Here is a 23,521-nt window from a genome sequence, read left to right as displayed (position 1 = left end):
GGCACTCACGCCAGGGCGCTGATCATGTCCGGGCGAAAGCCGGCCCAATGCTGCCCACCGGCAATGACGACGGGAACCTGGCGGTAACCGAGCCCCTGCACAAGGGCGAAGGCATCGGCATCCTCGGATACATCGACGACCTGATAATCGATGCCCTGGCGGTCGAGCGCGCGGGTTGTCGCGGTGCATTGGACGCAGGCGGGCTTGCTGTAGACGGTGATGGTCATGGATATCCTCGTGAGATCGATTGGCGTGCGGGATCGTTCGGCCAACCAGAGGCGGCCGTTGCAGAGACGGAATTTGGACGCAGTCAGCTGAGGCCCTGGAACTAGGACCCGTTACTCACGTTGACGCAGACGGAAAAGCTGGACATGGACTTCACCCCGAAGTGGCTCAGACGGGAGCTTCGGGAAGCGGCGCGCGGGACGTCATGCCACGGCGCATCGCTTTCCTGCCGACACCCCGCCGGTGGACGTTTCGTTCGAGGCAGGTCTCCTGGCTCACGGGTCATCATGCTCGCTCGGCCTTCCCGGAAACAACGCTCCAGTGTCCAAATCGAACGGCACTCTCCGTTCACAGTTGCGGGGGCAGCTCCGGCTTGGCGATCATCATGTCCGCCGACCGAATTCCCATCTTAGCCTTCGATACTCTCGAATCGAAGGAACCTTGAACACTAAATATGGTAGACGAACCCCAAAATCAGTCAACAACTATGGTCGCATGCAAGCATCATCGTCGGGGATAACTGCTACCGGCCGATGATTGCCATCCACGGCGACCATGACCAGCGTGCCTCTCGCCGTCATCTGCGGGCTCCGGTGGGATCACCCGGAAAGACGGTATCGACGAGGGAGGCAGGAGCCGGCCCTCCGGCCGGCTCCCCTTGCGATGCGGTCTTGCGCCTTATGCCTGCACCGGGCGCGGCTTGCCGCCCAGTGTCTCCTGCCGCAGCTTCCGCGCCGCCTCGACCATGTTGATCAGCGCCGGCTTCACGTCCTTCCACTTGCGGGTCTTCAGGCCGCAATCAGGGTTCACCCAGAGCTGGTCGTCAGCCAGGCGCTCGCGCGCGAGATCAAGCAGGGTCTTCATTTCGTCAACGTCCGGAACACGCGGCGAGTGGATGTCATAGATGCCGGGGCCGATCTCGTTGGGGTAACGCTCGCCGGCGAAGGCCTGCAGCAACTCCATCTTCGACCGCGAGGTCTCGATCGAGATGACGTCCGCATCCATCGCCGCGATCGCGGGCATGATGTCGTTGAACTCCGAATAGCACATATGGGTGTGAATCTGGGTCTCGTCCGCAACGCCGGTCGAGCACAGGCGGAAGGATTCGACCGCCCAGTCCAGATAGTGCCGCCAGTCCTTGTGGCGAAGCGGCAAGCCTTCCCGCAACGCCGCTTCGTCGATCTGGATGATGGCCGCACCTGCGCTCTCCAGGTCGAGCACCTCGTCGCGGATCGCAAGCGCGATCTGGCGGCACACCGTTTCGCGCGGCAGGTCGTCACGCACGAAGGACCAGTTCAGGATCGTGACGGGGCCGGTCAGCATGCCCTTCATCGGCTTCTGCGTCAGCGACTGGGCATATTCCCACCAACCGACCGTCATCGGGTTCGGCCGCGAAACGTCGCCATAGATGATGGGCGGGCGAACGTAGCGCGAGCCGTAGCTCTGTACCCATGCATGTTTGGTGAAGGCGAAGCCGGAAAGCTTCTCGCCGAAATACTGCACCATGTCGTTGCGCTCGAACTCGCCGTGGACAAGGACGTCCAGCCCGATCTCCTGTTGCCACCGCACGGCTGCCGCAGTCTCGCGCTCCAGGAATGCCTTGTAGTCGACATAGCTCAATTCGCCCCTGTCATGCATGGAGCGCGCCTTGCGAACCTCGGCGGTCTGCGGGAACGAACCGATCGTGGTCGTCGGGAACAGCGGCAGGTCGAAGCGTCGGCGCTGGGCGTCCTGCCGGCGACGGAAGGTCGAGCGTCGCTTCTGTTCCACGCCTTCGAATTCGGCAAGGCGGCCGGCGACGATCGGATCATGGACACGGACCGACGTCAGCCGCGCCTGCGTTACTGCGGCGTTCGCTCCCAGTGCAGGGATTTCTGCACTTTCATCCCCGTCTAGCGCGGTGGAAAGGAGCGTGAGTTCGTCGAGTTTCTGGACTGCGAACGAAAGCCAGGATTTGAGCTCCTCGTCGAGCGCGGTCTCCAGCGTCACGTCGATCGGCAGGTGAAGGAGCGAGCAGGACGGCGCGATTTGAATGGTGTCGCGGTTCCCTGAGGCAACCGCCGAGGCGACCGTCTCCCTCACTTTCGCAAGATCGCTCCTCCAGATGTTTCGGCCGTCGATCACGCCCAGCGAGAGCGTCTGGCCGGGCGCGGCCTTGGCAATCACGTCGCTTGCCTGTTCTGGCGCGCGCACGAGATCGACGTGAAGCCCTGCAACAGGCAGGCCGATGGCCGTGTCGAGGTTATCGCCGAGGGCACCGAAGTAGCTTGCCAGCATGATCTTGAGGTCGGGGACCAAGGCGGCGAACGCGGCATAGGTGTGGACGAGCGCCTGACGCTCCTCCTCCGTCAGGTCCAGAACAAGGCACGGCTCGTCGAGCTGGATCCATTCCGCGCCCGCATTCGAAAGCTCGGCGAGGATTCTCGCATAGACCGGCAGCAGCCGCTCCAGCAGTAGCAGCGGGTTCGCACCGTCGCGCGACTTGCCGAGCTTCAGGAACGTGACAGGGCCAAGCAGAACCGGGCGCGTTTCTACCCCGATCGCCCGCGCCTCTAGGAAGGCTTGCAGCGGCTTGTTCGTGGTGAGTTCGAAGCTTTGCTCTTTCTCGAACTCGGGAACGAGGTAGTGGTAGTTCGTATCAAACCATTTGGTCATTTCGAGCGCCGGCACGCCGTAACCGTGATGGGCGTGACCGCAGGCCGCATGGCCCCCGTTTGATCCACGCGCCATGGCGAAATAGACGTCGAGATCGACCGGGCCGCCGCTCCACCCATAGATTGGCGGAATTGCTCCGACCATGACGGCCGTGTCAAGGACGTGATCGTAGAGGGAGAAATCGTTCGACGGGATGACGTCGATCCCCTTGGCGTTCTGTTCCAGCCAGTTGTCGGCACGAAGCCTGGCAGCCGTTTCGAGCAGTGCGCCACGGTCGGACTTACCCGACCAATAGGATTCCAGAGCGAATTTCAGCTCTCGATGTCTTCCAATCCTTGGGAAGCCGAGATTTGCAGTCTTGATGGTCATTTCCTTACCCCGAAGGTTGTGGGCAAGGCATTGGCTGACGCATCGGCGCACGGATATGGGGGAACCGGGCGCAAAGCGGCACACCGGACACCCCGCCCGTGGACGTTATCTATCGCGGCAGGTCTCCTGGCTTGCGGGTCATCGCCACCGTCCGTCTTCCCGAGGCGTCTTCCTCAGTGACATATTGGACAGCGGCTCTCCGCCTACAGTTGCGGGGGCAGCTCCGGCATGGGCGCGTGAAGCGCCGTCACCGTATTCCCTCTTAGCTCCGGATCGCAAAATCCGCAGAACCACGATGCCACACCATGGCCTGCGGGAGGGGTGTCGTCAAGGGATATAAAGGAATCTTTATGTCCCTTCTGCCATGCAAAAAGCCGCTGGAAACGGGCGCGTTTCCAGCGGCTTTGTTTTCGGGCACCCGGCCGGATGGTTCAGGTTCGGGCGGCCAGGCGGTCGATTGCGTTCTGTGTCGATGCGCCGAAATCGCCGTCGATCGGGCCGTTGTAGTAGCCGCGGGATTTCAGGATCTGCTGGAACTCCTTGCGGAACTGCGGCGTGAAATTCGCCGGCGATCCCTTGAGTTCCTGCAGCTTGCCCTGGTCGCCGCCTTCGATGCTGGCGGCGGCCCAGCGGGCAGCTTCCCGGGCGTTGGCGCGCGTTCCAAGCCCCTGGTCATAGAGACGCGACAGGTTGCCCATGGCGTAGGTATTGCCGCCATTCGCCGCCTTCTCGTACCAGTCGACCGCCTGGACATAGTCCTGCTTCACGCCGTTGCCGACATCGTAGAGCCAACCGATCGAGGCCATGGAGTAGTAGTCGTTGAAGGCTGCGGCCTTCTCGTACCACCTGAGCGCTTCGGTATAATCGACAGGAACGCCCACGCCGGACTGGTAGGCATAGCCGAGCGACGACATGGCGTTGACATCGCCGCCTTCCGCGCCCTTCTTGTACCAGTCGAGCGAGACCTTGTAGTCGCGCGCCGTGCCGAGGCCCTCGCGGTAGAACCAGCCCATTGTGGCCTGTGCATTGGCATAGCCCTGTTCGGCTGCCTTGCGATACCACTTGAGCGCCTCCTCGAAGTCCTTGCGCGTGCCGTTATAGCCTTCGCGGTAGAGCCAGCCGAGGGATGCCTGGGCATAGGGGTTACCGGCGTTGGCGGCCTGCTCGAACATGCGGGTGCCCTTGCCCATGTCGGCTGCGCCGTCCGTGCCGTAGATCGAATACCAGGCAAGGTTCGTCAGCGCGTAGAGGTTCCCCTCGTCGGCAGCTTTCTGGTAGTGCTCGCGCGCCTGCTTGTAGTTGCGCGCGGCGTCGTGCGCACGACCCAGCGTGTTGCGGATCGAGTTGTCCGACGGATTGGCGTTGAGCGCCGCTTCGCAGACCGGGATCGCACGGCCGTAGTCGATCTGCGCAAAGAGCTTGCCCGCAAAGCCCGGCCTGAGGTTCGGTTCACCGGCCAGTTCGTAGCACTGGTCGGCATCCGAACCGCTGAGCGTGACCGTCGACTGGTTGGCGCCCGTCGACGTGGTGGTGGTCGAAAGCGCCGCAGTGTCGTTGCGGCCGCCTGCCAGCCTGTCGATCGCGGCGTAAGTCGCCGGGCCGAACTCGCCATCCGACGTGCCGCTATAGTAGCCGCGCTCGCGAAGCAGGTCCTGCATTTCCTTGCGGAAAGCGACCGTGAAGTTGCCGGGGGTTTCCTTCAGTTCCTTCAGCTTGTTGGCATCGCCGCTTTCGATGCTCGCAGCAGCCCAACGGACAGCCTCCTTCGCATCGGCCGGCGTACCAAGACCCTGATCATAGAGGCGGGAGAGATTGCCCATGGCATAGGCGCTGCCGGCATCGGAAGCCTTCTCATACCAGTAGCGGGCCTCCACATAGTCCTGCTTCACGCCGTTGCCGACGTCATACAGCCATGCCAGCGAAGCCATCGAGTAGGAATCGCCCATATTGGCGGCCTTCTCGTACCAGGTCTTGGCTTGCGCATAATCCTGCGCCGTGCCGAGGCCGCTCTGGTAGGCCCAACCGAGCGAGGACATGGCGTTGGCATCGCCCGCCTCGGCTGCCTTGCGGTACCAGGCGAGCGACTGCACGTAATCCTGCGGAACGCCGAGGCCTTCACGATAGAACCAGCCCATCGTCGCCATGGCATTGGCATAGCCCTGATTGGCCGACTGCTGGTACCACTTCACCGCTTCGGCATAGTCCTGGCGCGTGCCGCCGTAGCCTTCCCGGTAGAGCCAGCCGAGCGAGGCCTGACCATAGGAATTGCCCGCAATGGAGGCCTTTTCGAGCATCGAAAGGCCCTTCGGCACATCGACCGGGCCGTCCGTGCCGTAGACCGAGAACCAGGCAAGGTTGGTGAGCGCGTACATATTGCCGAGCTCAATAGCCTTTTCGTAGTTGCGGCGGGCTTCGACATAGTTGCGATCGGCGTCGTGCGCGCGGCCGAGCAGGTTGACGAGCATGCCGTCGGAAGGGTTCTCGTTGACTGCCTGCGCGCAGGCGGTGAGCGCCCGCTTGGCATCGATCTTCAGGAAGTTGACGCCCATGAAGCCGGGCAGCGACTGCGGCTCGCCGGCCAGAAGGAAGCAGTCGCGCGAAGCGGCGGTCTCCTTCGAGGCGACATCGACGCTGAGCCCCTTCTTCGGCTCCAGCGCGGCAATGAGCTGTTCGGCATCGCCGCGGTTGCGGCTGTCGGGATAGCGCTCGATGAAGCGCTGGAGGGCGGCCGCGTCGGTCGAGCCCTTCAGCGCTTCCCAGGCAATGCCCGCCGCATCCTGGCCATCGGTCTGGGTGGCTTCCTTGAGGCTGGCGAGCTTCTTTTCCGCCAGCATCTTGTAGACGGGATCCTTGCCGTGCTTGGCGATGAAGGCGGCGATCAGGTCCTCGTCGGCGAGGTCGCGAATGTTCTGCCAGTCGGCAGCCGCTTCCGACTGGCCGTTCGGCGAGACTTCCTGCGTGTTGCCGCTATTGGTGACATTGATGTTCACTTCCTTGATGTTCAGGAAGATCTGCGCGCCACCGAGCGATCCGTAGACGAAGGGTTCCTGCTCGCGGTTGGTGGCTTCCACCACCTCGTCGCGCACCTTGCCGAGCGCGATGCGCACGTCGAGGCCCGGTTCGGTCAGGTATTTGGAGAGCGCGGTGGCGAAGGGGCTGTTCTTGCCCTCCCCGTCCAGCGCCACCGTTCCGGCCTTCGAGGCGAAGGCGATCAGCGTATCGGCCGATTCGGGTTCGACGCGGGCAAGTCCGCGCGTCACGGCGCGGGTGCTGACCGAACGCGTCATCGACTGGGAGAACGGGTTGTTGCGGCAGGCGTCCAGAATGAAGAGCTTCAGCTTCTTCGCGCCTTCCAGCGAGCGCTGCACGCGGTCGATCGCGACGCTTTCATCCTCGACGTCGCGGTCGCTTTTCAGCGCCGCATCGACCGGAATGAGATAGTTGATGCCATTCATCTCCATGGCGTGGCCGGAATAATAGACCACCGCCATTTCCGCATCCACCGAATCGTCCTCGAATTCGCGCAGCGCCTTCACCATGGCGGCGCGATCGAGATCCAGGACGATCTTGACGGAATCGAAGCCGGCCCCCTCGAACGAGGCGCGCATCAGCTCCACATCGTTCGCAGGATTGTTAAGCTGGGCCGTCTCTTCGTATTTCTGGTTGCCTATCAGCAATGCAACGCGTTTCGCCTCAGCGGCATCCACGTTGAACACAACGACAGCAATCGAGACAACGAAAACCGGCGCCCAGCGTTTTTTTATTCGCGTGAACATACGCTTCCCTCCGGCATTATCACCGATGAGTATTACGTATGGCTCATGCGGTTTCAATGCGTGGGCAAACGGATTTTTATCCAAGCCACCGAAAGATCAGGCTAATCCGATCTCCACCCAGCGCGCTTCACGGAAGGATTGCGCCATCGCGTGTACGGATTTCTCGATGCGCAGGCCATGGTTGAAGTCGATGGAATGGGAGGCCATGCCGGCAATGGCGGCGATCAGCTCGCGGCATTCGATGACCTTGAGGTCGTTGAAGCCGAGGCCGTGGCCGGGAGCCGGAATGAAGCGGTCATAGGGCTTGTGGTGCGGCGCGGTCAGGATCGTCGAAAAGCCCTGCTCGCTCGCCCGTCCGTCCGTCGTATAGAGCTGGAATTCGTTCATCCGCTCCTGATCGTAGAGGATCGATCCCTTCGAGCCGTAGATCTGGAGGGCAATGCGCCCCTTGCGGCCCCAGGCCGAGCGATTGGCCATCAGCACGCCGGAAATGCCGCCGGGCAGGCGCATGAGCACGCTTGCAATATCGTGATTCTCGACGGCGCGGCGGCCCCCCTCTTTCAGCGGGCGCTCGGCATAGGGCTTTGCCAGCGAAGCGATGACCGCCTCGACATGGCCGAACAGGCTCCAGAGCAGCGAGAGCGGATGCACGGCGAAATCGTCCAGTGCGCCGTAGCCGGACGAGGCCTCGCTCTTCCAGTAGAACGGCGCCTGCGGATCGGCCATGAAATCCTCGTCCATCTCGATGCGGACGTGGTTGACCGTACCGATGGCGCCCTCGTCGATGAGCGAACGGATGTGCCGCATCACCGGGTTCTGGATATAATTGTAGCCCATGACCGCGACCTTGCCGGAGGAACGCTGGGCAGCGAGCATGCGCTCGGCGTCGGCAAAGGCCGGCGCCATGGGCTTCTCGCACCAGACATGCTTGCCCGCCTCCAGCGCGGCAATCGCCATTTCGGCGTGGAACTGGTTGGGCGTGGTGACGGAGATCACGTCGACATCGGGATCGGCAAGCAGATCGCGCCAGTTGGCCGTCGATTTTTCAAAGCCGAATTCACGGGCGCGGCTTGCGGCGAGACCGGCATCGGCCTCCGCAAGATGCACGAGGCGCGGGCGCTCGACATCGCCGAAGACCGCGCTGACATTGTTCCAGGCGAGCGCGTGGCACTTGCCCATATAACCCGTGCCGATCAGTCCAATCCCGAGGGCCTTCATGCCATGTCCTCCATCCGCTATATCTCGCCGCTGGGCGTTGCGTACGCCATGCATAGCGGGAAAGATTTGGAACGAAAACTATCTTTTCCGCGAATATGGAATATTTATTTCATCTGTAGCAGAATGGCCGCCCAAGGAGAACAGAATCCATGAACAGCAGTGAAGCGGCCACGGCGCGCGTACCCCGTGATTTCGACAGTTTGCGCAGCGTCATCATCGAGCGCAAGACAACCATGCCGAAACGGCTCGCGCAGGTGGCCGCCTATGCGCTCTCCAATCCTGACGAGATGGCCTTCGGCACCGCCGCGAGCATCGCAACGGCGGCCGACGTCCAGCCCTCCACGCTGGTGCGCTTGGCCCACCACCTCGGTTATGAGGGTTTTTCGGATCTCCAGAACGTTTTTCGCGCGCGGCTGCGCGACCGCACGCTCTCCTATGAGGAACGCCTCCTTTCGCTTGAATCGGGACCGGCGGCGAGCAGCGACATGGAACTGCTCTCGGGTTTCCTCACCGCCGCCAGCCAGTCCGTCGCCCGGCTCGCCAGCACCATCGATGGCGAGACCTTCTCCAAAGCCGTCGATCTGCTCGCCCGCGCCGAGATCATCTATCTCGTCGCCAAGCGGCGCTCCTATCCGCTGACGGCCCATATCGCCTATGCTTTCGGCAAGCTCGGCATCCGCCACCAGATCATCGCCTCGCCGAACGGCATCGATCCGGAAATGACGCAGTTTGCGACCAGCCGGGACGCCGTCATCGCTGCAAGTTTTGCGCCCTACGCCGCAGAAAGCCTTGCGCAGGCACAGGAACTGGCGGGCCGGGGCGTGCCGATCGTCGCCATCACCGATTCCGTCTTCTCTCCCCTCGCCGCTTCGGCGACGCACTGGTTCGAGGTTTCCGAAGCCGACTATGCGGGCTTCCGCTCGCTTTCCGCCTCGATGGCGCTCGCCATGGCGCTTCCGGTCGCCATTGCGGAAAAGCGCCGCAGCCTGCGGCGTTCCTCGCGGCGAAATGTTGTGGAATAGAAACGGAATGGATATTCCGAATTGACATAATAATGGAATTCATGTTTCATTTTCCCGCGATGCCGCCGCACTTTCATGACGGCGCCGCAAGACCGGGAGGAAGACATGCGCCATATTGACCAGGACAAGACGCTCGACGTCATCACGATCGGCCGTTCGTCCGTCGACCTCTATGGCCAGCAGCTCGGCACGCGCCTGGAAGACACGGCCTCCTTCGCCAAGTCCGTGGGCGGCTGCCCGGCGAATATCGCGATCGGCACCGCCCGCCTCGGCCTCAAATCCGCGCTGATCACCCGCGTCGGCGACGAGCAGATGGGCCGTTTCATCCGTGAGCAGTCCGCCCGCGAAGGCGTCAATGTCGAGGGTATCCGGACCGACAAGGAGCGGCTTACGGCGCTCGTCCTGCTCGCCATCGAATCCGAAGGCGTTTCGCCGATGATCTTCGTGCGCACCGACTGCGCCGACATGGCGCTGGACGAAGGCGACGTGGACGAGGCCTTCGTGCGTTCGTCGCGCGCCGTACTTGTCTCCGGCACGCACTTCTCGCGGCCCAACACCGAGGCCGCGCAGCGCAAGGCGATCCGCATCGCCCGCGAAAGCGGCGGCAAGGTCATCTTCGACATCGACTACCGCCCGAACCTCTGGGGCCTTGCCGGCCATGCGGAAGGTTTCGAGCGTTACGTGAAATCCGACCATGTCTCCGCCATCATGAAATCCGTTCTGCCGGATTGCGACCTCATCGTCGGCACGGAAGAAGAGATCATGATCGCCTCCGGGGCCGATGACGTGCTTGCCTCGCTGAAGGCGATCCGCGCGGTTTCCGCCGCCACCATCGTGCTGAAGCGCGGCGCCATGGGCTGCATCGTCTATGACGGCCCGATTTCGGACGACCTGGAAGACGGTGTGGTCGGTGATGGCTTCCCCATCGAGGTCTATAATGTGCTGGGCGCGGGCGATGCCTTCATGTCGGGCTTCCTGCGCGGCTGGCTCACCGGCGAAGACCATGCGACCTCGGCCACCTGGGCCAATGCCTGCGGCGCCTTCGCCGTCTCGCGCCTGCTCTGCTCGCCGGAATATCCGAGCTGGGACGAGCTGGACTTCTTCCTGAAGAACGGCAGCCGGCACCGGGCGCTCAGGAGAGACGAGGCCATCAACCACATCCACTGGGCGACGAACCGCAAGAATGGCGACATTCCGCTCCTGATGGCGCTTGCCTGCGATCACCGCATGCAGCTTGTCGATGTCGCTGACGAGTTGAAGGTCCCGCACGAAAAGATTTCCGAATTCAAGCGCCTCACCGTAAAGGCCGCCGCCCGAGTGGCGGAGGGTCGCCCCGGCTATGGCATGCTGATCGACGAGCGCTTCGGTCGTGACGCCTTCTTCGACGCCGCCACCGAGAATTTCTCGTGGCTCGGCCGCCCTGTCGAGCTGCCCGGCTCCAAGCCGCTGCGCTTCGAGTTCAGCCAGGATATCGGCTCGCAGCTCGTCGAATGGCCGCTCGACCATTGCATCAAGTGCCTGTGCTTCTATCATCCGGACGATCCGGCGGCGCTCAAGCAGGAGCAGCAGGAGAAGCTGCGCACGCTCTTCGAGGCGGCGCGCCGCGTCGGCCGCGAATTGCTGGTCGAGATCATCGCCGGCAAGAACGGGCCGCTCAAGGATGATACGGTGTCGACGGCGCTTCAGGAACTCTACGATCTCGGCATCAAGCCGGACTGGTGGAAGCTGGAGCCGCAGGCTTCGCCCGAGGCATGGCGCAACATCGAGGCGGTGATCGCCAAGAATGACGCCTATTGCCGTGGTATCGTGCTGCTTGGCCTGGAAGCGCCGAGCGAGGAACTGGTCAAGGCCTTCGAGGCGACGAAGGTCGCACCGGCGGTCAAGGGTTTCGCGGTCGGCCGCACGATCTTTGTCGATGCCGCCCGTGCCTGGATGGCCGGCAAGATGGATGACGAGGCAGCGATTTCAGACATGGCCGGCCGCTTCCGCGAATTGACCGACGCCTGGCTTCGCACGCGCGGTCTCTAACAAGTATGGAATTTGGGAGGAACACCATGGGCAAGACGATCCGGCTGACGATGGCGCAGGCCGTCGCGCATTTCCTGAAGGCACAGATGACGGTCGTCGATGGCAAGAAGGTCCCGATCTTCGCCGGCGTCTGGGGCATCTTCGGCCACGGCAATGTCGCGGGAATAGGCGAAGCGCTCTATCAGGTGCGCGAGGATCTGCCGACGCTGCGCGCCCATAACGAACAGGGCATGGCGCATGCCGCCGTCGCCTTCGCCAAGGCAAGCTTCCGCCAGCGCTTCATGGCCTGCACGACCTCCATCGGCCCCGGCGCGCTCAACATGGTGACGGCAGCCGGCGTTGCCCATGTCAATCGCCTGCCCGTACTGTTCCTGCCCGGCGACGTCTTCGCCAACCGCATTCCCGATCCGGTTCTCCAGCAGATCGAGAACTTTGGCGACGGCACCGTTTCGGTGAACGACGCCTTCCGCTGCGTCTCGCGCTATTTCGACCGCATCACCCGCCCCGAACAGATCATCCCGGCGCTGAAGCGCACCATGCAGGTGCTGACCGATCCGGTCGATTGCGGCCCGGTGACGCTTTCGCTCTGCCAGGACGTGCAGGCGGAAGCCTATGACTATCCGGCAAGCCTCTTTGCGGAGAAGGTGTGGACGCAGCGCCGCCCCCGCCCCGACACGGAGGAACTCGCTGCCGCCATCGCCACGCTGCGCAAGGCGCAAAAACCGCTGATCATCGCCGGCGGCGGCGTGCTTTATTCGCAGGCGACCGCCGAACTCAAGGCCTTTGCCGGCATGCACGGCATTCCGGTCGCCGTAACCCAGGCCGGTAAATCCGCGCTCCCGGACGATCATCCGCTATGCATGGGCTCGGTCGGCGTCACCGGCACCTCGGCGGCCAATGCCTTTGCCGAAGAGGCCGACGTCATCCTGGCCGTCGGCACGCGCATGCAGGATTTCACCACCGGTTCCTGGGCGCTCTTCAAGAATGAAGATGTGACGATGATCGGCCTCAACACGGTCTCCTTCGACGCGGCCAAACGCGACAGCCAGCCGCTCGTCGCCGATGCGCGCGAGGGCCTGACGCTGCTTTCCGAAGCGCTCGGCGGCTGGAAGGCGCCGAACTCGGTCGAGGCGGCAGCAAGGAGCCGCAAGGCAGAATGGATGGCGGCGGCCGATAGGGCGACCGCGGCGACCAATGCGGCCCTCCCCTCCGACGCGCAGGTCATCGGCGCGGTGCAGCGCACGATCGGCGGCGAGAATTCAGTCATGGTCTGTGCCGCCGGCGGCTTGCCGGGTGAATTGCACAAGCTCTGGCAGGCCCACAAGCCGGGCGGCTACCATATGGAATACGGCTTTTCCTGCATGGGCTACGAGATTGCCGGCGGCCTCGGCGTCAAGTTGGCGCGGCCGGAGGCGGATGTCGTCGTCATGGTCGGCGACGGCTCCTACATGATGATGAATTCCGAGCTTTCGACCTCGATCATGCTCGGCCAGAAGCTGACCATCGTGGTGCTCGACAACCGCGGCTATGGCTGCATCAACCGGCTGCAGATGGGCACCGGCGGCGCGAACTTCAACAACCTCCTGAAGGACTCGATGATCGAGATGATGCCGGACATCGATTTCCGCGCGCATGCCGAAAGCATGGGCGCAGTCGCCGTGAAGGTGTCGTCCATCGCCGACCTCGAGACGGCGATCCAGAACAGCAAGGGCAACGACCGCACCTCGGTCATCGTCATCGACACCGACCCGCTGATCACCACCGAGGCCGGCGGCCACTGGTGGGACGTGGCCGTGCCGGAAGTGAGCCCGCGCGGCGAAGTGAACAAGGCGCGTGAGGCCTATGTGAAGGCCCGCGCGGCACAGCAGATCGGTTGAGGAAGACAATCCCTCTCTCCCGTCATCCTCCGGCTTGCCCGAGGATGACAGGAGAAGGAAAGACAATGACATGGGCGGCCAGTTGCCCCCGCAAGGAGACTATCGATGAAAGCCAAACTCGGCATGTCGCCCATCGCCTGGTGGAACGACGACCTTCCGGAACTCAGCGACGACGTGTCCCTCGAGGAATGCCTGCGCCAGTCGCGCAGCGCCGGCTTTACCGGCATGGAACAGGGCCGCCGTTTCCCGGGCAATCCGGAAGAAATGCTGCCTATCCTGCGCGCCGCCGACGTCACGCTGTGCGGCGGCTGGTTCTCCGGCACGCTGGTCGATGAGGAACTCTCGGCCAACAAGGACCGCATCGCGCCGATGATTGAGCTGTTCAAGGCGGTCAATGCGCCCTGCATCGTCTATGGCGAAGTCGGCCGGTCCATCCAGGGCGACCGCTCCAGGCCGCTCGCCACCAAGCCGCGCCTTTCCGACGACGAGATGAAGGCCTATGGCCGCCGTCTTACCGAATTCGGCGAATGGTGCGCCGACCGGGGCATGCCGCTGTCCTATCACCACCACATGGCCGCCGTCGTGGAGACCGAGCCGGAACTCGACGCTTTCATGCGCAATTCCGGCGAAGGCATTCCGCTGCTGCTCGATGCCGGGCACCTCGCCTTTGCCGGCGGTGACGTGCTGCGCGCCATCGACAACCACCACGCCCGCATCAACCACGTCCACGTCAAGGATATCCGCAAGGCCGTGGTGGACGGGCTCGATCGCAGCAAGCAATCCTTCCTCGACGCGGTGGCGCTCGGCGCCTTCACCGTGCCGGGCGACGGTTCGCTCGATTTCGGCGCGATCGTCCGCAAGCTGGCTGACTACGGCTATGAAGGCTGGTTCGTCGTCGAGGCCGAGCAGGATCCGCGCAATGCGCCGCCGCAGAAGATGGCCGAAGTCGGCTATGCGGAACTGATGAGCGTCATGACCGCTGCGGGCTATACCGTGGAAACGGAAGGCTTTCCGAAAGGATAGGAGTGAACCCATGCCGAAGCTGCTGGTAAAACCGAACGGCGCGCACGGCCGCGTCAGCCATGTCACGCCGGAAAGCGCCGGCTGGACCTATGTCGGTTTCGATGTGCATCGCATGAAGCCGGGCGAGATCGTCGCGGCGGAAACGGGAAGCCGCGAAGTCTGCCTTGTCTGGATTTCCGGCAAGGGCAAGGCGACGGCGGGCGGCCAGGATTTCGGCATTCTCGGCGAGCGCATGAGCCCGTTCGAGGGCGCGCCGCATGCGCTTTACATTCCGGCCGATTCCAACTGGTCGGTGACGGCGGAGACCGATCTGGAACTCGCCGTCTGCTCGGCACCGGGCGGCGGCGACTACAAGGCGAAGGCCATTGCGCCGGGCACGCATCCGAAACTCAGCCGGGGCAAGGGCTCCAACGTCCGCCACGTCCACAACATCATGCCGGAGGACGACAATTCGGCCCATTCCCTGCTCGTGGTGGAAGTCGTCACGCCGAGCGGCAACACCTCGTCCTACCCGTCGCACAAGCACGACCAGGACGACCTGCCGAACGAAAGCCTCTTGGAAGAGACCTATTATCACCGCCTCAACCCGCCGCAGGGCTTTGCCTTCCAGCGGGTCTACACGGACGACCGGTCGCTCGACGAGGCAATGGCGGTGGAGGATGGCGATGTGACGCTGGTGCCGAAGGGCTATCACCCCTGCGCCACCATCCACGGCTACGACCTCTACTATCTCAATGTGATGGCCGGGCCGAAGCGCGTGTGGAAATTCCACAACGCAAGGGAACATGAGTGGCTGCTCGCCTGAGCAGCCACTGGAGCGTTTTGGTTTTGCGCCGTTCCGGGCGCAAGACCACGGCGCACCTTTGCTGGAACTGGTCTATCGCTTCCACTTGCGGGTGAGGCCCCATCCCTTCGCTATTTCCAGCGTCGAGGAAAAGCCGGCCTCCAGCATGAAGGGCTCGGCGGAAACGGCATGACCGCCGCCCTCGCCCGTAAGGACGGGCGTGCCGTGGCCCATGCCGTCGATTTCATGGAAGGCAACCAGCGGCCTGCCCTCCTTGTCGGGCCAGATGCGCGTGCGCCGGCCCTTCAGGCGCTTTTCAACGAAAGCCTCCTTCGGCAAGCGGTACAGGTCGCGCCACTGCTCGACCAGCGCAAGGCCGTTGGAGAGCGAGACCGTCTCATCCGCCGTGCCGTGCCAGATGGAAATGGCGGGCTTGCGGGCGATACGCGGGGAAACTGCGCGCACCAGATCGCTCCATTCGCGGGCGGTGCGATCCGGCGCCGCCGCCATGGCGTCGAAGGCGCGACTAGCATCACGCGCAGCACCGAACGGCAGGCCGGCGATGATCGCGCCACCGGCAAAAAGCGCCGGATAGTTGGCCAGCATGGCCGCCGTCATCGCCCCGCCGGCGGAAAGGCCGGTGATATAGACGCGCTCCGGGTCGCTTGCCGCCCGTTCCGCCGTATGCGCGACCATCTGGCGGATCGACATCAGTTCACCCCGGTCGCGCGTCACTTCGCTTGGCCGGAACCAGGTGAAACAGAGGCGCGGATTGTTCGCCTCGCGCTGCTGGGCGTAGACCACGGCAAAACCGCGCTCCTCCGCCAGCGACGCCCAGCCGGCGGCCCGGTCGTAGCTTTCCGCGTCCTGCTGGCAGCCGTGCAGCACCAGGACAAGCGGCTGCCCGGCGGGCAGGCCTTCCGGAACATGCTCGAACATGCGCAGGCAGCCGGGATTGCTGCCGAACTCCGTCTTTTCGACCAGCGGAAACGAACCGGCCGGCCGCCGTCGGGCGGGGAGCGCCTTGCGCTCGGCTTCATGGGAAAACGGCCAGAAAAGATTGCCCAGCCGGGCTTCGGTCGGCAACAGCCGCTCGACAGATCGCTTGAAGCGGTCCCGCAGGCCTGGCCTCCTTGTGGGGGAATTGCTCATTGTCAGGTTACTTGCTCGTTTGGAGCGGCGGGATCAAGGCAAAACGGGCAAATATCGCGCAGCGGCTCATTCTCCAGGCTCATGAGGGCATTCATAAATAGCCAAAGTGTTCGCCGGCCCTTTTCGTTCCCGCCCTTTCGGAGAGGAACAAGCTGATGTAGCACTTCTGCAACGACAAACCGCGACAGGATGGAAGCAATGAGCGAGCACCACAGCGCCACTCCGGAACAGGCCCGCGCCAAGATGGCGCCCTTCGACTGGGCCGATCCCTTCCTTCTGGAAGACCAGCTGACCGATGAAGAGCGCATGATCCGCGATACGGCGCGCGCCTATTGCCAGGACAAGCTCGCCTCGCGCGTCACCGAAGCGAACCGCCACGAGATCTTCCACCGCGAAATCATGAGCGAGATGGGCGAACTCGGCCTGCTCGGCCCGACCATTCCGGAAGAATATGGCGGGGTCGGCGCGAACTACGTTTCCTACGGCCTCGTTGCCCGCGAAGTCGAACGCGTCGATTCCGGCTATCGCTCGGCCATGTCGGTGCAGTCCTCGCTCGTCATGCACCCGATCTTTGCCTATGGAACGGAAGAAACCCGCCAGAAATACCTGCCCAAGCTCGCCTCCGGCGAATGGGTCGGCTGCTTCGGCCTGACCGAGCCGGACCATGGCTCGGACCCCTCCTCCATGATCACCCGCGCCAAGAAGGTCGACGGCGGCTACCTCGTCTCCGGCGCGAAGAACTGGATCACCAATTCGCCGATCGCCGACGTCGCCGTCGTCTGGGCAAAATCCGACGCGCATGACAACAAGATCAAGGGCTTCGTGCTGGATCGCGGCATGAAGGGCTTCGAAACGCCGAAGATCGAGGGCAAGTTCTCGCTGCGCGCCTCCGTCACCGGCATGATCATGATGCAGGACGTCTTCGTGCCGGACGAAAACCTGCTGCCGGAAGTCGCGGGTCTTGCCGGTCCCTTCGGCTGCCTCAACCGCGCGCGCTACGGCATTGCCTGGGGCGCGATGGGCGCGGCGGAATTCTGCTGGCACGCCGCTCGCCAGTACACGCTCGACCGCAAGCAGTTCGGCAGGCCACTCGCCGCCACCCAGCTCATCCAGAAGAAGCTCGCCGACATGGAGACCGAGATTTCGCTCGGCCTTCAGGGCGCGCTGCGCCTCGGCCGCCTGTTCGACGAGCATCGCGCGCCGGCTGAACTCATCTCGCTGATGAAGCGCAACAACTGCGGCAAGGCGCTCGACATCGCTCGCGTTTCCCGCGACATGCACGGCGGCAACGGCGTTTCCGACGAATACGGCGTCATCCGCCACGTCATGAACCTTGAAGCCGTCAACACCTATGAGGGCACGCACGACATCCATGCGCTGATCCTCGGGCGCGCGCAGACGGGTCTTCAGGCGTTCCAGTAAGCCTCGCCTCACCCACCACGTCATCCTCGGATGATGGAGGATCGGCCAGGCCTGCCGGCAAATCCAGCGGCCGCTCGTTAAAATGCGAGCGGCCGTTTTCATATCTTATCCATCCCGTTTCGCTACAGTACAAACCCGGCAACCGAAGCGGGAGGGCACCATGCCTCTCGAACATGTCCACGACCAGCTTCGCCTGCGCCATCCCAAGCGCAGTTTCGTCCAGCATCGCATCGACAGACCCGGCTTCATCACGCCGATCGGCCACCGGCTCAGCACGGCGATGCGCTATACCTGCTTCATCCGCAGCATTTCGAGCGCCGGCGCGACGCTTTCGATCAACAAGACACTGACGTTGCCGGAGAATTTCTACCTTGAGATCCAGGGTATCCACGACGGCATCGCCTGCACGGGATCGAAGCGCGAAGGGGAGGAACTGGCGGTGCGCTTCAACATGTTTCTCGACCCGAGCTTCCTCGACACCGTCATCGGCCGCCAGGCCGAAACGCTCGATGCCTGAAGCCTCTAAAAGGGGAACGGGTAAACTTTTAGATTTTTGCTTTAACGAAACAAAATAATCACCTGCAACACTCCTCCCATCTGTCGGGCATGATGCCCTAATCGGGAGTGTGCAATGAGTATCGGTGCCGACACACGGTCCGTCGCTGGACTTTACGAACGCAAGTGGGATCGCTTTTCCGTGAACCGGCAGGGCCTGCTGATGACGGTCGGCTTCGATCTCGCTGCACCGAAGGTGCGCAGCTGCAAGCTGATCGACATCTCGCAGGGCGGCGCCAGCTTTACCGTCACCACCACCATCGGCCTGCCGCTCCACTACTATCTTTCGATCGTCGGCGTCGCCTCGCGCATCGGCTGCGCGGAAGTCTACCGCAACGACAGCCGTGTCGGCGTGCAGTTCATCAAGGAGATCGACGAAGAACTGCTCCACACGATCGTCCGCTCCGACTACTTCACCGGCGGCGTCAACAGCCAGCCGAAGAAGGAGGAGCGCCGCTACATGGCGGGTGTCGAACGGGGCGGCATGCGCGCCTCCGCCACCTGATCGTTTCACCTTTGCGTTTTATTGGCTAGGTTGCCTGCGGAAGACCGATTCCGGCAGGCGCCTTGCGGCGATCGGCTGACGGCCTCCCGACCGTTCCTCCGATTTCCAGGCGCTTTCATGTCCGCATTTTCCCGTTTCACCGCCCTCGCCCAGACCCTGCCCGCAACCGTTCCTTTTGTCGGGCCGGAAGCCATCGAGCGTGACCGCGGCCTTGTCGTGCGCGCCCGTATCGGCGCGAACGAGAGCCGCTTCGGCCCCGCTCCTTCCGTTCTGGAGGCCATGGCCGCGGCGGCCGCTACGAGCTGGATGTATTGCGATCCGGAAAATTTCGAGCTTCGCGAGGCGCTCGCCCTGCACCACGGCGTTTCACGCGACAATATAGCGGTCGGCGGCGGCATCGACGGCCTGCTTGGCGAAATCGTGCGGCTCATTGTCGAACCGGGCACGCCAGTCGTCACCTCGCTCGGCGGCTATCCGACATTCAACTATCATGTGAACGGATTTGGCGGAAAACTGGTGACGGTGCCCTATTCGGGCGACAGGGAAGACCTCGCCGGCCTTCTTGACGCGGTGCGCCGCGAAGACGCGCCGCTCGTCTATTTCGCCAATCCCGACAATCCGATGGGAAGCTGGTGGGACGCCGACAGCGTCGTCGCCTTCGCCCGGGCGCTGCCGGAAACAACGATGCTCATCCTCGACGAGGCCTATGGCGAGACAGCGCCGGCGGGCACCATTCCGCCCATCGACGCACTGATCGGCCAGCCGAACATCCTGCGCATACGCACGTTTTCGAAGGCCTACGGCCTTGCCGGCGCGCGGATCGGCTATGCGATCGGCACGCTCGGCAATGCGCAGGCCTTCGACAAGATCAGAAATCATTTCGGCATGGCGCGGGTTTCGGTCGAGGCGGCGCTCGCCGCCCTGAAGGACCAGGCCTATCTTGCGGATGTCATCGCCCGCATTTCGGCATCGCGCGACCGCATCTCGGCCATCGCGCGGTCCAACGGCCTCACGCCGCTGGCCTCCGCCACCAATTTCGTCACCGTGGATTGCGGCCGGGACGGTGCCCATGCCCGGGCCATTGTCGACGGCCTGATGGAGCACGGCGTCTTCATCCGCATGCCGGGTATTGCCCCCCTCAACCGATGCATCCGCATCAGCGCCGGGCCGGAAGACGAAATGGCATTGCTCGAGGAAGCGCTGCCGCAGGTCCTGAAGCGGCTCGCCTGAGCGGCCCTGCACCTTGAAGACGGCGGCGGATCCGGTTCTTGCACCGTTTATCGCCCGCCTGTCCCTGATGCTTTTCTGGCCGCCGGCGCCAGCCGGCTTTCTCAGTGAACCGTCATCCACTCGCGAGCGGCGCGCAGCGCCAGCGCAAGGTCGGTCTTCGTCATCGTCGCCGCGAGGTCGGCGCGCAGCTCGGCGGCGCGTTCACAACCCCTGATGGCGGCAATATTGAGCCATTTGTGCGCCTGGACGAGGTCGACGCTGCAGCCGCGCCCCGTCGCATACATCAGGCCCATATCACAGAAGGTTTCGGCGCGGTTCTCGCCGCCCGTCATGGCGGCCGTTTCGGTAGTCTGAAAGTCAAAGCGTGCCATTTCGATTGTCCCTGTTTAACCCGTTTACTGCTTTAGTGTCCTGTTTTACCTGCCCTTTCGGGCCTCCCAAGGCGTCTGCCGTCTTCTGCGGCATGATCTTCCTTCGGAGTTTTGCCGGCCGGTTTTTCCGTGCTCGTCTTATGGCCCGACTATGCCGCCGGCCTTTCAAAATGCGCTTAAAATGCATGCTTAATTTGAGACAAACAAATTCCAAACGCTTGGTAAAATTGGGTTTTCGTTAAACATCACAGCCGCTGGAATCCGGCGCATTTGCTTCAAAATTTACGAATTGTTCAACCGGCGATTTCAACCTTTCGCTAACCACGGCAAACGACCGCATCTTTTCACCTGCCGTTTTCCCCATGCCGGACCGCTCGAAAACCGGCGCGCGGGCATATTTACCTTTACGTGTGCGTAAGATATATTCCGGCTCTCATTCTGGAGGAGGAAGAGAATGAAACTGAAGACATGGATCGTCGCCGCGCTTCTCACCGTTCCGGGCGTCGCCCTTGCGGCCGAGCCGATCGAAGGCAACTGGAAGACCGCCACCGGCGCTACTGCCGCCATCGCTAAATGTGGCGGCAGCTTCTGCATCACGCTGAAGTCGGGCAAGCATGCCGGCAAGAGCATCGGCAAGCTGAGCGGTTCGGGCGCGGACTACAGCGGCACGATCACCGACCCGGAAACGGACAAGACCTATAGCGGCTCCGGCTCCATCAACGGTAAGTCGCTGCGCATGAAGGGCTGCGTGCTCGCGGTTCTCTGCAAATCGCAGACCTGGTCGCGCCTCTGATCAAGCGCGGAGAAAAGCAGCAAGCCGGCGTCCTCGACGCCGGTTTTTTTGTTTCATGGCAGGCGATCGCCTGCACCCGGAAGGGCGGTCAGCACAGCTTTCCTGAACGGGAGATGAACTGGCCTCTCAGGGAGCGTTCAGTCCCGGAATGTGACAACGGTTACACCGAAACATTCCACATGGGGGACAACCATGGACATTCTCGCTCGCCGCCTGACCATTATCTCGCTTCTGATGGCCATTTTCGCGATCATGCTGGCTGCTGCCGTCGAGACCGATTACCGCCGCAGCACGCACAACACGACCGGCAAGCTGGTGGCCTGCGCCACGCCGGACATGTGCCGCGCTTCGCTCTGATCCCGATCCGATCCTTCCAGGAAGAACCGAGATGATCGCCACCCTCACCCACGCTTCCGCCGTTGCACTGCGCATCCTCGCGCTGACGGCGATGATGATCGCCCCGGTCGGCGCTCTTGCCTGGCGCAATGCGGGCGGCCTCGGCATCGAGAAGCAGGGCGCGGGCCTCGTGCTCTTCGTCACCCTCCAGCGCCAGTCCATGAGCTGACGGCGCTTCCCATCCTCCTTATCCGTGCTAGACCGGGCGGGCCCTTACCGACAGCCCGGAGCACCGGATGAAATCCCTTCTCGTCTTTTCCCTCGCCGCCCTTGCCGAAATCGCCGGCTGCTTTGCCTTCTGGGCCTGGTGGCGGCTCGACAAATCGATCCTCTGGCTTCTGCCCGGCATCGCCTCGCTCGCGGTCTTCGGCTGGCTGCTGACGCAGGTCGACAGCGCCTTTGCCGGGCGCGCCTATGCCGCCTATGGCGGGGTCTATATCGCCGCTTCCCTCCTGTGGCTGTGGTTTGCCGAGGGGATGCGTCCCGACCGCTTCGACCTTGCCGGCGCAACACTGGCGCTCGCCGGCGCCGGCATCATTCTCGCCGCCCCGCGATAGGGCTTGCGGGCGCGCGGAAGTTGTCGTTTGCTTGTCAAATAACAACATCTATAGTGATTCATGAACAAACGAATCTTTTCGCCCAGAGCCCTTTCCTTCGCCACGCCGGAGCCCTTCGAGGCCCTTTCCTTCGACGATCCGGTGGCCGCCGTCGATGCGCTCGAAGCCCTCTACGATCGCAACACGACATTCCTGACCGACGCCTTCGTGTCGCTCGGCAAATCCGGGACGCCGGAAACGCGCTTTCGCGCCTGCTACCCGCAGGTCAGCATCGAGACGACCAGCTTCGGCCATGTCGATTCCCGCCTGTCCTACGGCTACGTCGCCTCGCCGGGCGTCTACACGACCACCATCACCCGGCCCAAACTCTTCCGGCACTATCTCAAGGAACAGCTCGGCCTGCTGATGCGCAATCACGGTGTACGCGTCACCGTCTCGGAATCGACGACACCGATCCCGCTGCATTTCGCCTTCGGGGAAGGCGCCTATGTGGAGGCTGAAATCGCCGGGGGCATCGAACTGCCGCTGCGCGACCTCTTCGACGCGCCGGACCTGACGACCACCGATGACGAGATCGTCAACGGCGCCTATGAACCCGCGCCGGGCGAACCTTCGCCGCTTGGCCCCTTCACCGCGCAGCGTGTCGACTACTCGCTCGCCCGCCTCAGCCACTACACGGCAACAAGCGCCAATCATTTCCAGAATTTCGTGCTGTTCACGAACTACCAGTTCTATGTGGACGAATTCTGCGAATGGGCGCGCCAGCAGATGGCGGAAGGCGGCAACGGCTACACGGCCTTCGTCGAACCCGGAAACCTCGTCACGCCCGCGGGCGCCGACAGGCCGGAACCCGATATCACGCCCGGCCGCCTGCCGCAGATGCCGGCCTATCATATCAAGAAGAAGGGCCATGGCGGCATCACGCTGGTCAATATCGGCGTCGGCCCTTCCAACGCCAAGACGATCACCGACCACATCGCCGTGCTGCGCCCGCATGCCTGGCTGATGCTCGGCCACTGCGCCGGCCTCAGGAACAGCCAGACGCTGGGCGACTACGTGCTGGCGCATGCCTATGTGCGCGAGGACCATGTGCTGGACGACGACCTGCCGGTCTGGGTGCCGATTCCGGCGCTCGCCGAAGTGCAGGTGGCGCTGGAAAGCGCCGTTGCGGAAGTGACGGGCCTCGAGGGCTACGACCTCAAGCGCATCATGCGCACCGGCACCGTTGCAACCATCGACAACCGGAACTGGGAACTGCGCGACCAGCGCGGGCCCGTAAAGCGCCTGTCCCAGTCGCGCGCCATCGCGCTGGACATGGAATCGGCCACCATCGCGGCCAACGGCTTCCGCTTCCGCGTGCCCTACGGCACGCTGCTCTGCGTTTCCGACAAGCCGCTGCACGGTGAACTGAAGCTGCCCGGCATGGCAACGGCCTTCTACCGCACGCAGGTCAACCAGCATCTGCGGATCGGCATAAGGGCACTCGAAAAACTCGCCGGCATGCCGACGGAAAAGCTGCATTCACGCAAGCTGCGGAGCTTCTTCGAGACGGCGTTCCAGTAG

Annotated in this window: 20 protein-coding genes and 2 riboswitches; of the genes, 14 read left to right on the top strand and 6 right to left on the bottom strand. The window is 63.2% G+C overall.

Annotation, left to right across the window (positions count from 1 at the left end; all coding sequences use genetic code 11):
• Window positions 1-5: 5 nt before the first annotated feature.
• The 4 genes from nrdH to WA950_RS04725 all read right to left on the bottom strand — a co-directional run bounded on the left by nrdH (window position 6) and on the right by WA950_RS04725 (window position 8,243).
• A complete protein-coding gene (gene nrdH, locus WA950_RS04740; RefSeq protein WP_424550525.1) occupies window positions 6-227 on the bottom strand; it encodes a glutaredoxin-like protein NrdH in 222 nt (73 codons plus the stop codon).
• Between the two features lie 241 nt (window positions 228-468).
• Window positions 469-684: riboswitch (cobalamin riboswitch) on the bottom strand.
• Between the two features lie 219 nt (window positions 685-903).
• Entirely contained in the window at window positions 904-3,249 is a 2,346-nt protein-coding gene (gene metE, locus WA950_RS04735) for a 5-methyltetrahydropteroyltriglutamate--homocysteine S-methyltransferase (protein ID WP_424550524.1), read from the bottom strand.
• Between the two features lie 99 nt (window positions 3,250-3,348).
• Window positions 3,349-3,558: riboswitch (cobalamin riboswitch) on the bottom strand.
• A 122-nt stretch (window positions 3,559-3,680) separates the two neighbouring features.
• Window positions 3,681-7,025, bottom strand: coding sequence for a caspase family protein (locus tag WA950_RS04730; RefSeq protein ID WP_424550523.1), 3,345 nt, complete (start codon window positions 7,023-7,025; stop codon window positions 3,681-3,683).
• Window positions 7,026-7,121: 96 nt separating this feature from the next.
• Window positions 7,122-8,243: a Gfo/Idh/MocA family protein gene (locus WA950_RS04725; protein ID WP_424550522.1), complete on the bottom strand. Its 1,122-nt coding sequence runs from the start codon at window positions 8,241-8,243 to the stop codon at window positions 7,122-7,124.
• Between the two features lie 149 nt (window positions 8,244-8,392).
• Here WA950_RS04725 and WA950_RS04720 point away from each other — a divergent pair, with 149 nt between their 5' ends.
• The 5 genes from WA950_RS04720 (at window position 8,393) to iolB (ending at window position 14,998) form a co-directional block, all read left to right on the top strand.
• Window positions 8,393-9,265: a MurR/RpiR family transcriptional regulator gene (locus WA950_RS04720; protein WP_424550521.1), complete on the top strand. Its 873-nt coding sequence runs from the start codon at window positions 8,393-8,395 to the stop codon at window positions 9,263-9,265.
• Window positions 9,266-9,370: 105 nt separating this feature from the next.
• Window positions 9,371-11,293, top strand: coding sequence for a bifunctional 5-dehydro-2-deoxygluconokinase/5-dehydro-2-deoxyphosphogluconate aldolase (locus WA950_RS04715; protein WP_424550520.1), 1,923 nt, complete (start codon window positions 9,371-9,373; stop codon window positions 11,291-11,293).
• 26 nt (window positions 11,294-11,319) lie between these two features.
• Window positions 11,320-13,170 carry a 3D-(3,5/4)-trihydroxycyclohexane-1,2-dione acylhydrolase (decyclizing) gene (gene iolD, locus WA950_RS04710; protein ID WP_424550519.1) on the top strand — a complete coding sequence of 617 codons (1,851 nt, stop codon included), beginning with the start codon at window positions 11,320-11,322 and terminating at the stop codon, window positions 13,168-13,170.
• A gap of 105 nt (window positions 13,171-13,275) precedes the next feature.
• Window positions 13,276-14,193: a myo-inosose-2 dehydratase gene (gene iolE / locus WA950_RS04705; RefSeq protein ID WP_424550518.1), complete on the top strand. Its 918-nt coding sequence runs from the start codon at window positions 13,276-13,278 to the stop codon at window positions 14,191-14,193.
• A 10-nt stretch (window positions 14,194-14,203) separates the two neighbouring features.
• The gene (iolB, locus tag WA950_RS04700; protein WP_424550517.1) at window positions 14,204-14,998 is read left to right on the top strand and encodes a 5-deoxy-glucuronate isomerase; all 795 of its coding nucleotides are present in this window, start codon (window positions 14,204-14,206) and stop codon (window positions 14,996-14,998) included.
• A 72-nt stretch (window positions 14,999-15,070) separates the two neighbouring features.
• On the opposite strand, the gene WA950_RS04695 is transcribed toward iolB, so the two are convergent.
• Window positions 15,071-16,129 (bottom strand): alpha/beta hydrolase family esterase, encoded by a 1,059-nt coding sequence (locus tag WA950_RS04695; protein ID WP_424550516.1) that lies wholly within the window; start codon window positions 16,127-16,129, stop codon window positions 15,071-15,073.
• A 198-nt stretch (window positions 16,130-16,327) separates the two neighbouring features.
• On the opposite strand from WA950_RS04695, the gene WA950_RS04690 reads away from it, so the two are divergent.
• The 4 genes from WA950_RS04690 to WA950_RS04675 all read left to right on the top strand — a co-directional run bounded on the left by WA950_RS04690 (window position 16,328) and on the right by WA950_RS04675 (window position 19,841).
• A complete protein-coding gene (locus WA950_RS04690) occupies window positions 16,328-17,551 on the top strand; it encodes an acyl-CoA dehydrogenase (protein ID WP_424550515.1) in 1,224 nt (407 codons plus the stop codon).
• 160 nt (window positions 17,552-17,711) lie between these two features.
• A complete protein-coding gene (locus WA950_RS04685) occupies window positions 17,712-18,068 on the top strand; it encodes a hypothetical protein (RefSeq protein ID WP_424550514.1) in 357 nt (118 codons plus the stop codon).
• Window positions 18,069-18,182: 114 nt separating this feature from the next.
• On the top strand, window positions 18,183-18,611 hold the full coding sequence (locus tag WA950_RS04680; RefSeq protein ID WP_424550513.1) for a PilZ domain-containing protein: 429 nt from the start codon (window positions 18,183-18,185) through the stop codon (window positions 18,609-18,611).
• Between the two features lie 117 nt (window positions 18,612-18,728).
• Window positions 18,729-19,841, top strand: a complete 1,113-nt coding sequence (locus tag WA950_RS04675) for a pyridoxal phosphate-dependent aminotransferase (RefSeq protein WP_424550512.1) — start codon at window positions 18,729-18,731, stop codon at window positions 19,839-19,841.
• A 101-nt stretch (window positions 19,842-19,942) separates the two neighbouring features.
• Here the strand turns inward: WA950_RS04675 and WA950_RS04670 are convergent, their stop codons facing one another.
• On the bottom strand, window positions 19,943-20,212 hold the full coding sequence (locus WA950_RS04670) for a sel1 repeat family protein (protein ID WP_424550511.1): 270 nt from the start codon (window positions 20,210-20,212) through the stop codon (window positions 19,943-19,945).
• Between the two features lie 454 nt (window positions 20,213-20,666).
• Between WA950_RS04670 and WA950_RS04665 the strand changes: the two genes are divergently transcribed.
• The 5 genes from WA950_RS04665 (at window position 20,667) to WA950_RS04645 (ending at window position 23,521) form a co-directional block, all read left to right on the top strand.
• Complete coding sequence (locus WA950_RS04665) at window positions 20,667-21,005, top strand: DUF2147 domain-containing protein (RefSeq protein ID WP_424550510.1); 339 nt, start codon at window positions 20,667-20,669, stop codon at window positions 21,003-21,005.
• Window positions 21,006-21,197: 192 nt separating this feature from the next.
• Complete coding sequence (locus tag WA950_RS04660; RefSeq protein ID WP_424550509.1) at window positions 21,198-21,362, top strand: hypothetical protein; 165 nt, start codon at window positions 21,198-21,200, stop codon at window positions 21,360-21,362.
• 31 nt (window positions 21,363-21,393) lie between these two features.
• Window positions 21,394-21,570: a hypothetical protein gene (locus tag WA950_RS04655; RefSeq protein ID WP_424550508.1), complete on the top strand. Its 177-nt coding sequence runs from the start codon at window positions 21,394-21,396 to the stop codon at window positions 21,568-21,570.
• Between the two features lie 67 nt (window positions 21,571-21,637).
• Entirely contained in the window at window positions 21,638-21,958 is a 321-nt protein-coding gene (locus WA950_RS04650; protein WP_424550507.1) for a YnfA family protein, read from the top strand.
• A gap of 60 nt (window positions 21,959-22,018) precedes the next feature.
• Window positions 22,019-23,521 (top strand): AMP nucleosidase, encoded by a 1,503-nt coding sequence (locus tag WA950_RS04645; RefSeq protein WP_424550506.1) that lies wholly within the window; start codon window positions 22,019-22,021, stop codon window positions 23,519-23,521.

The organism is Shinella sp., assembly GCF_049651085.1.
In the GTDB taxonomy this organism is placed as follows: domain Bacteria; phylum Pseudomonadota; class Alphaproteobacteria; order Rhizobiales; family Rhizobiaceae; genus Shinella.
This window is presented reverse-complemented; position numbering and strand designations above follow the sequence as displayed.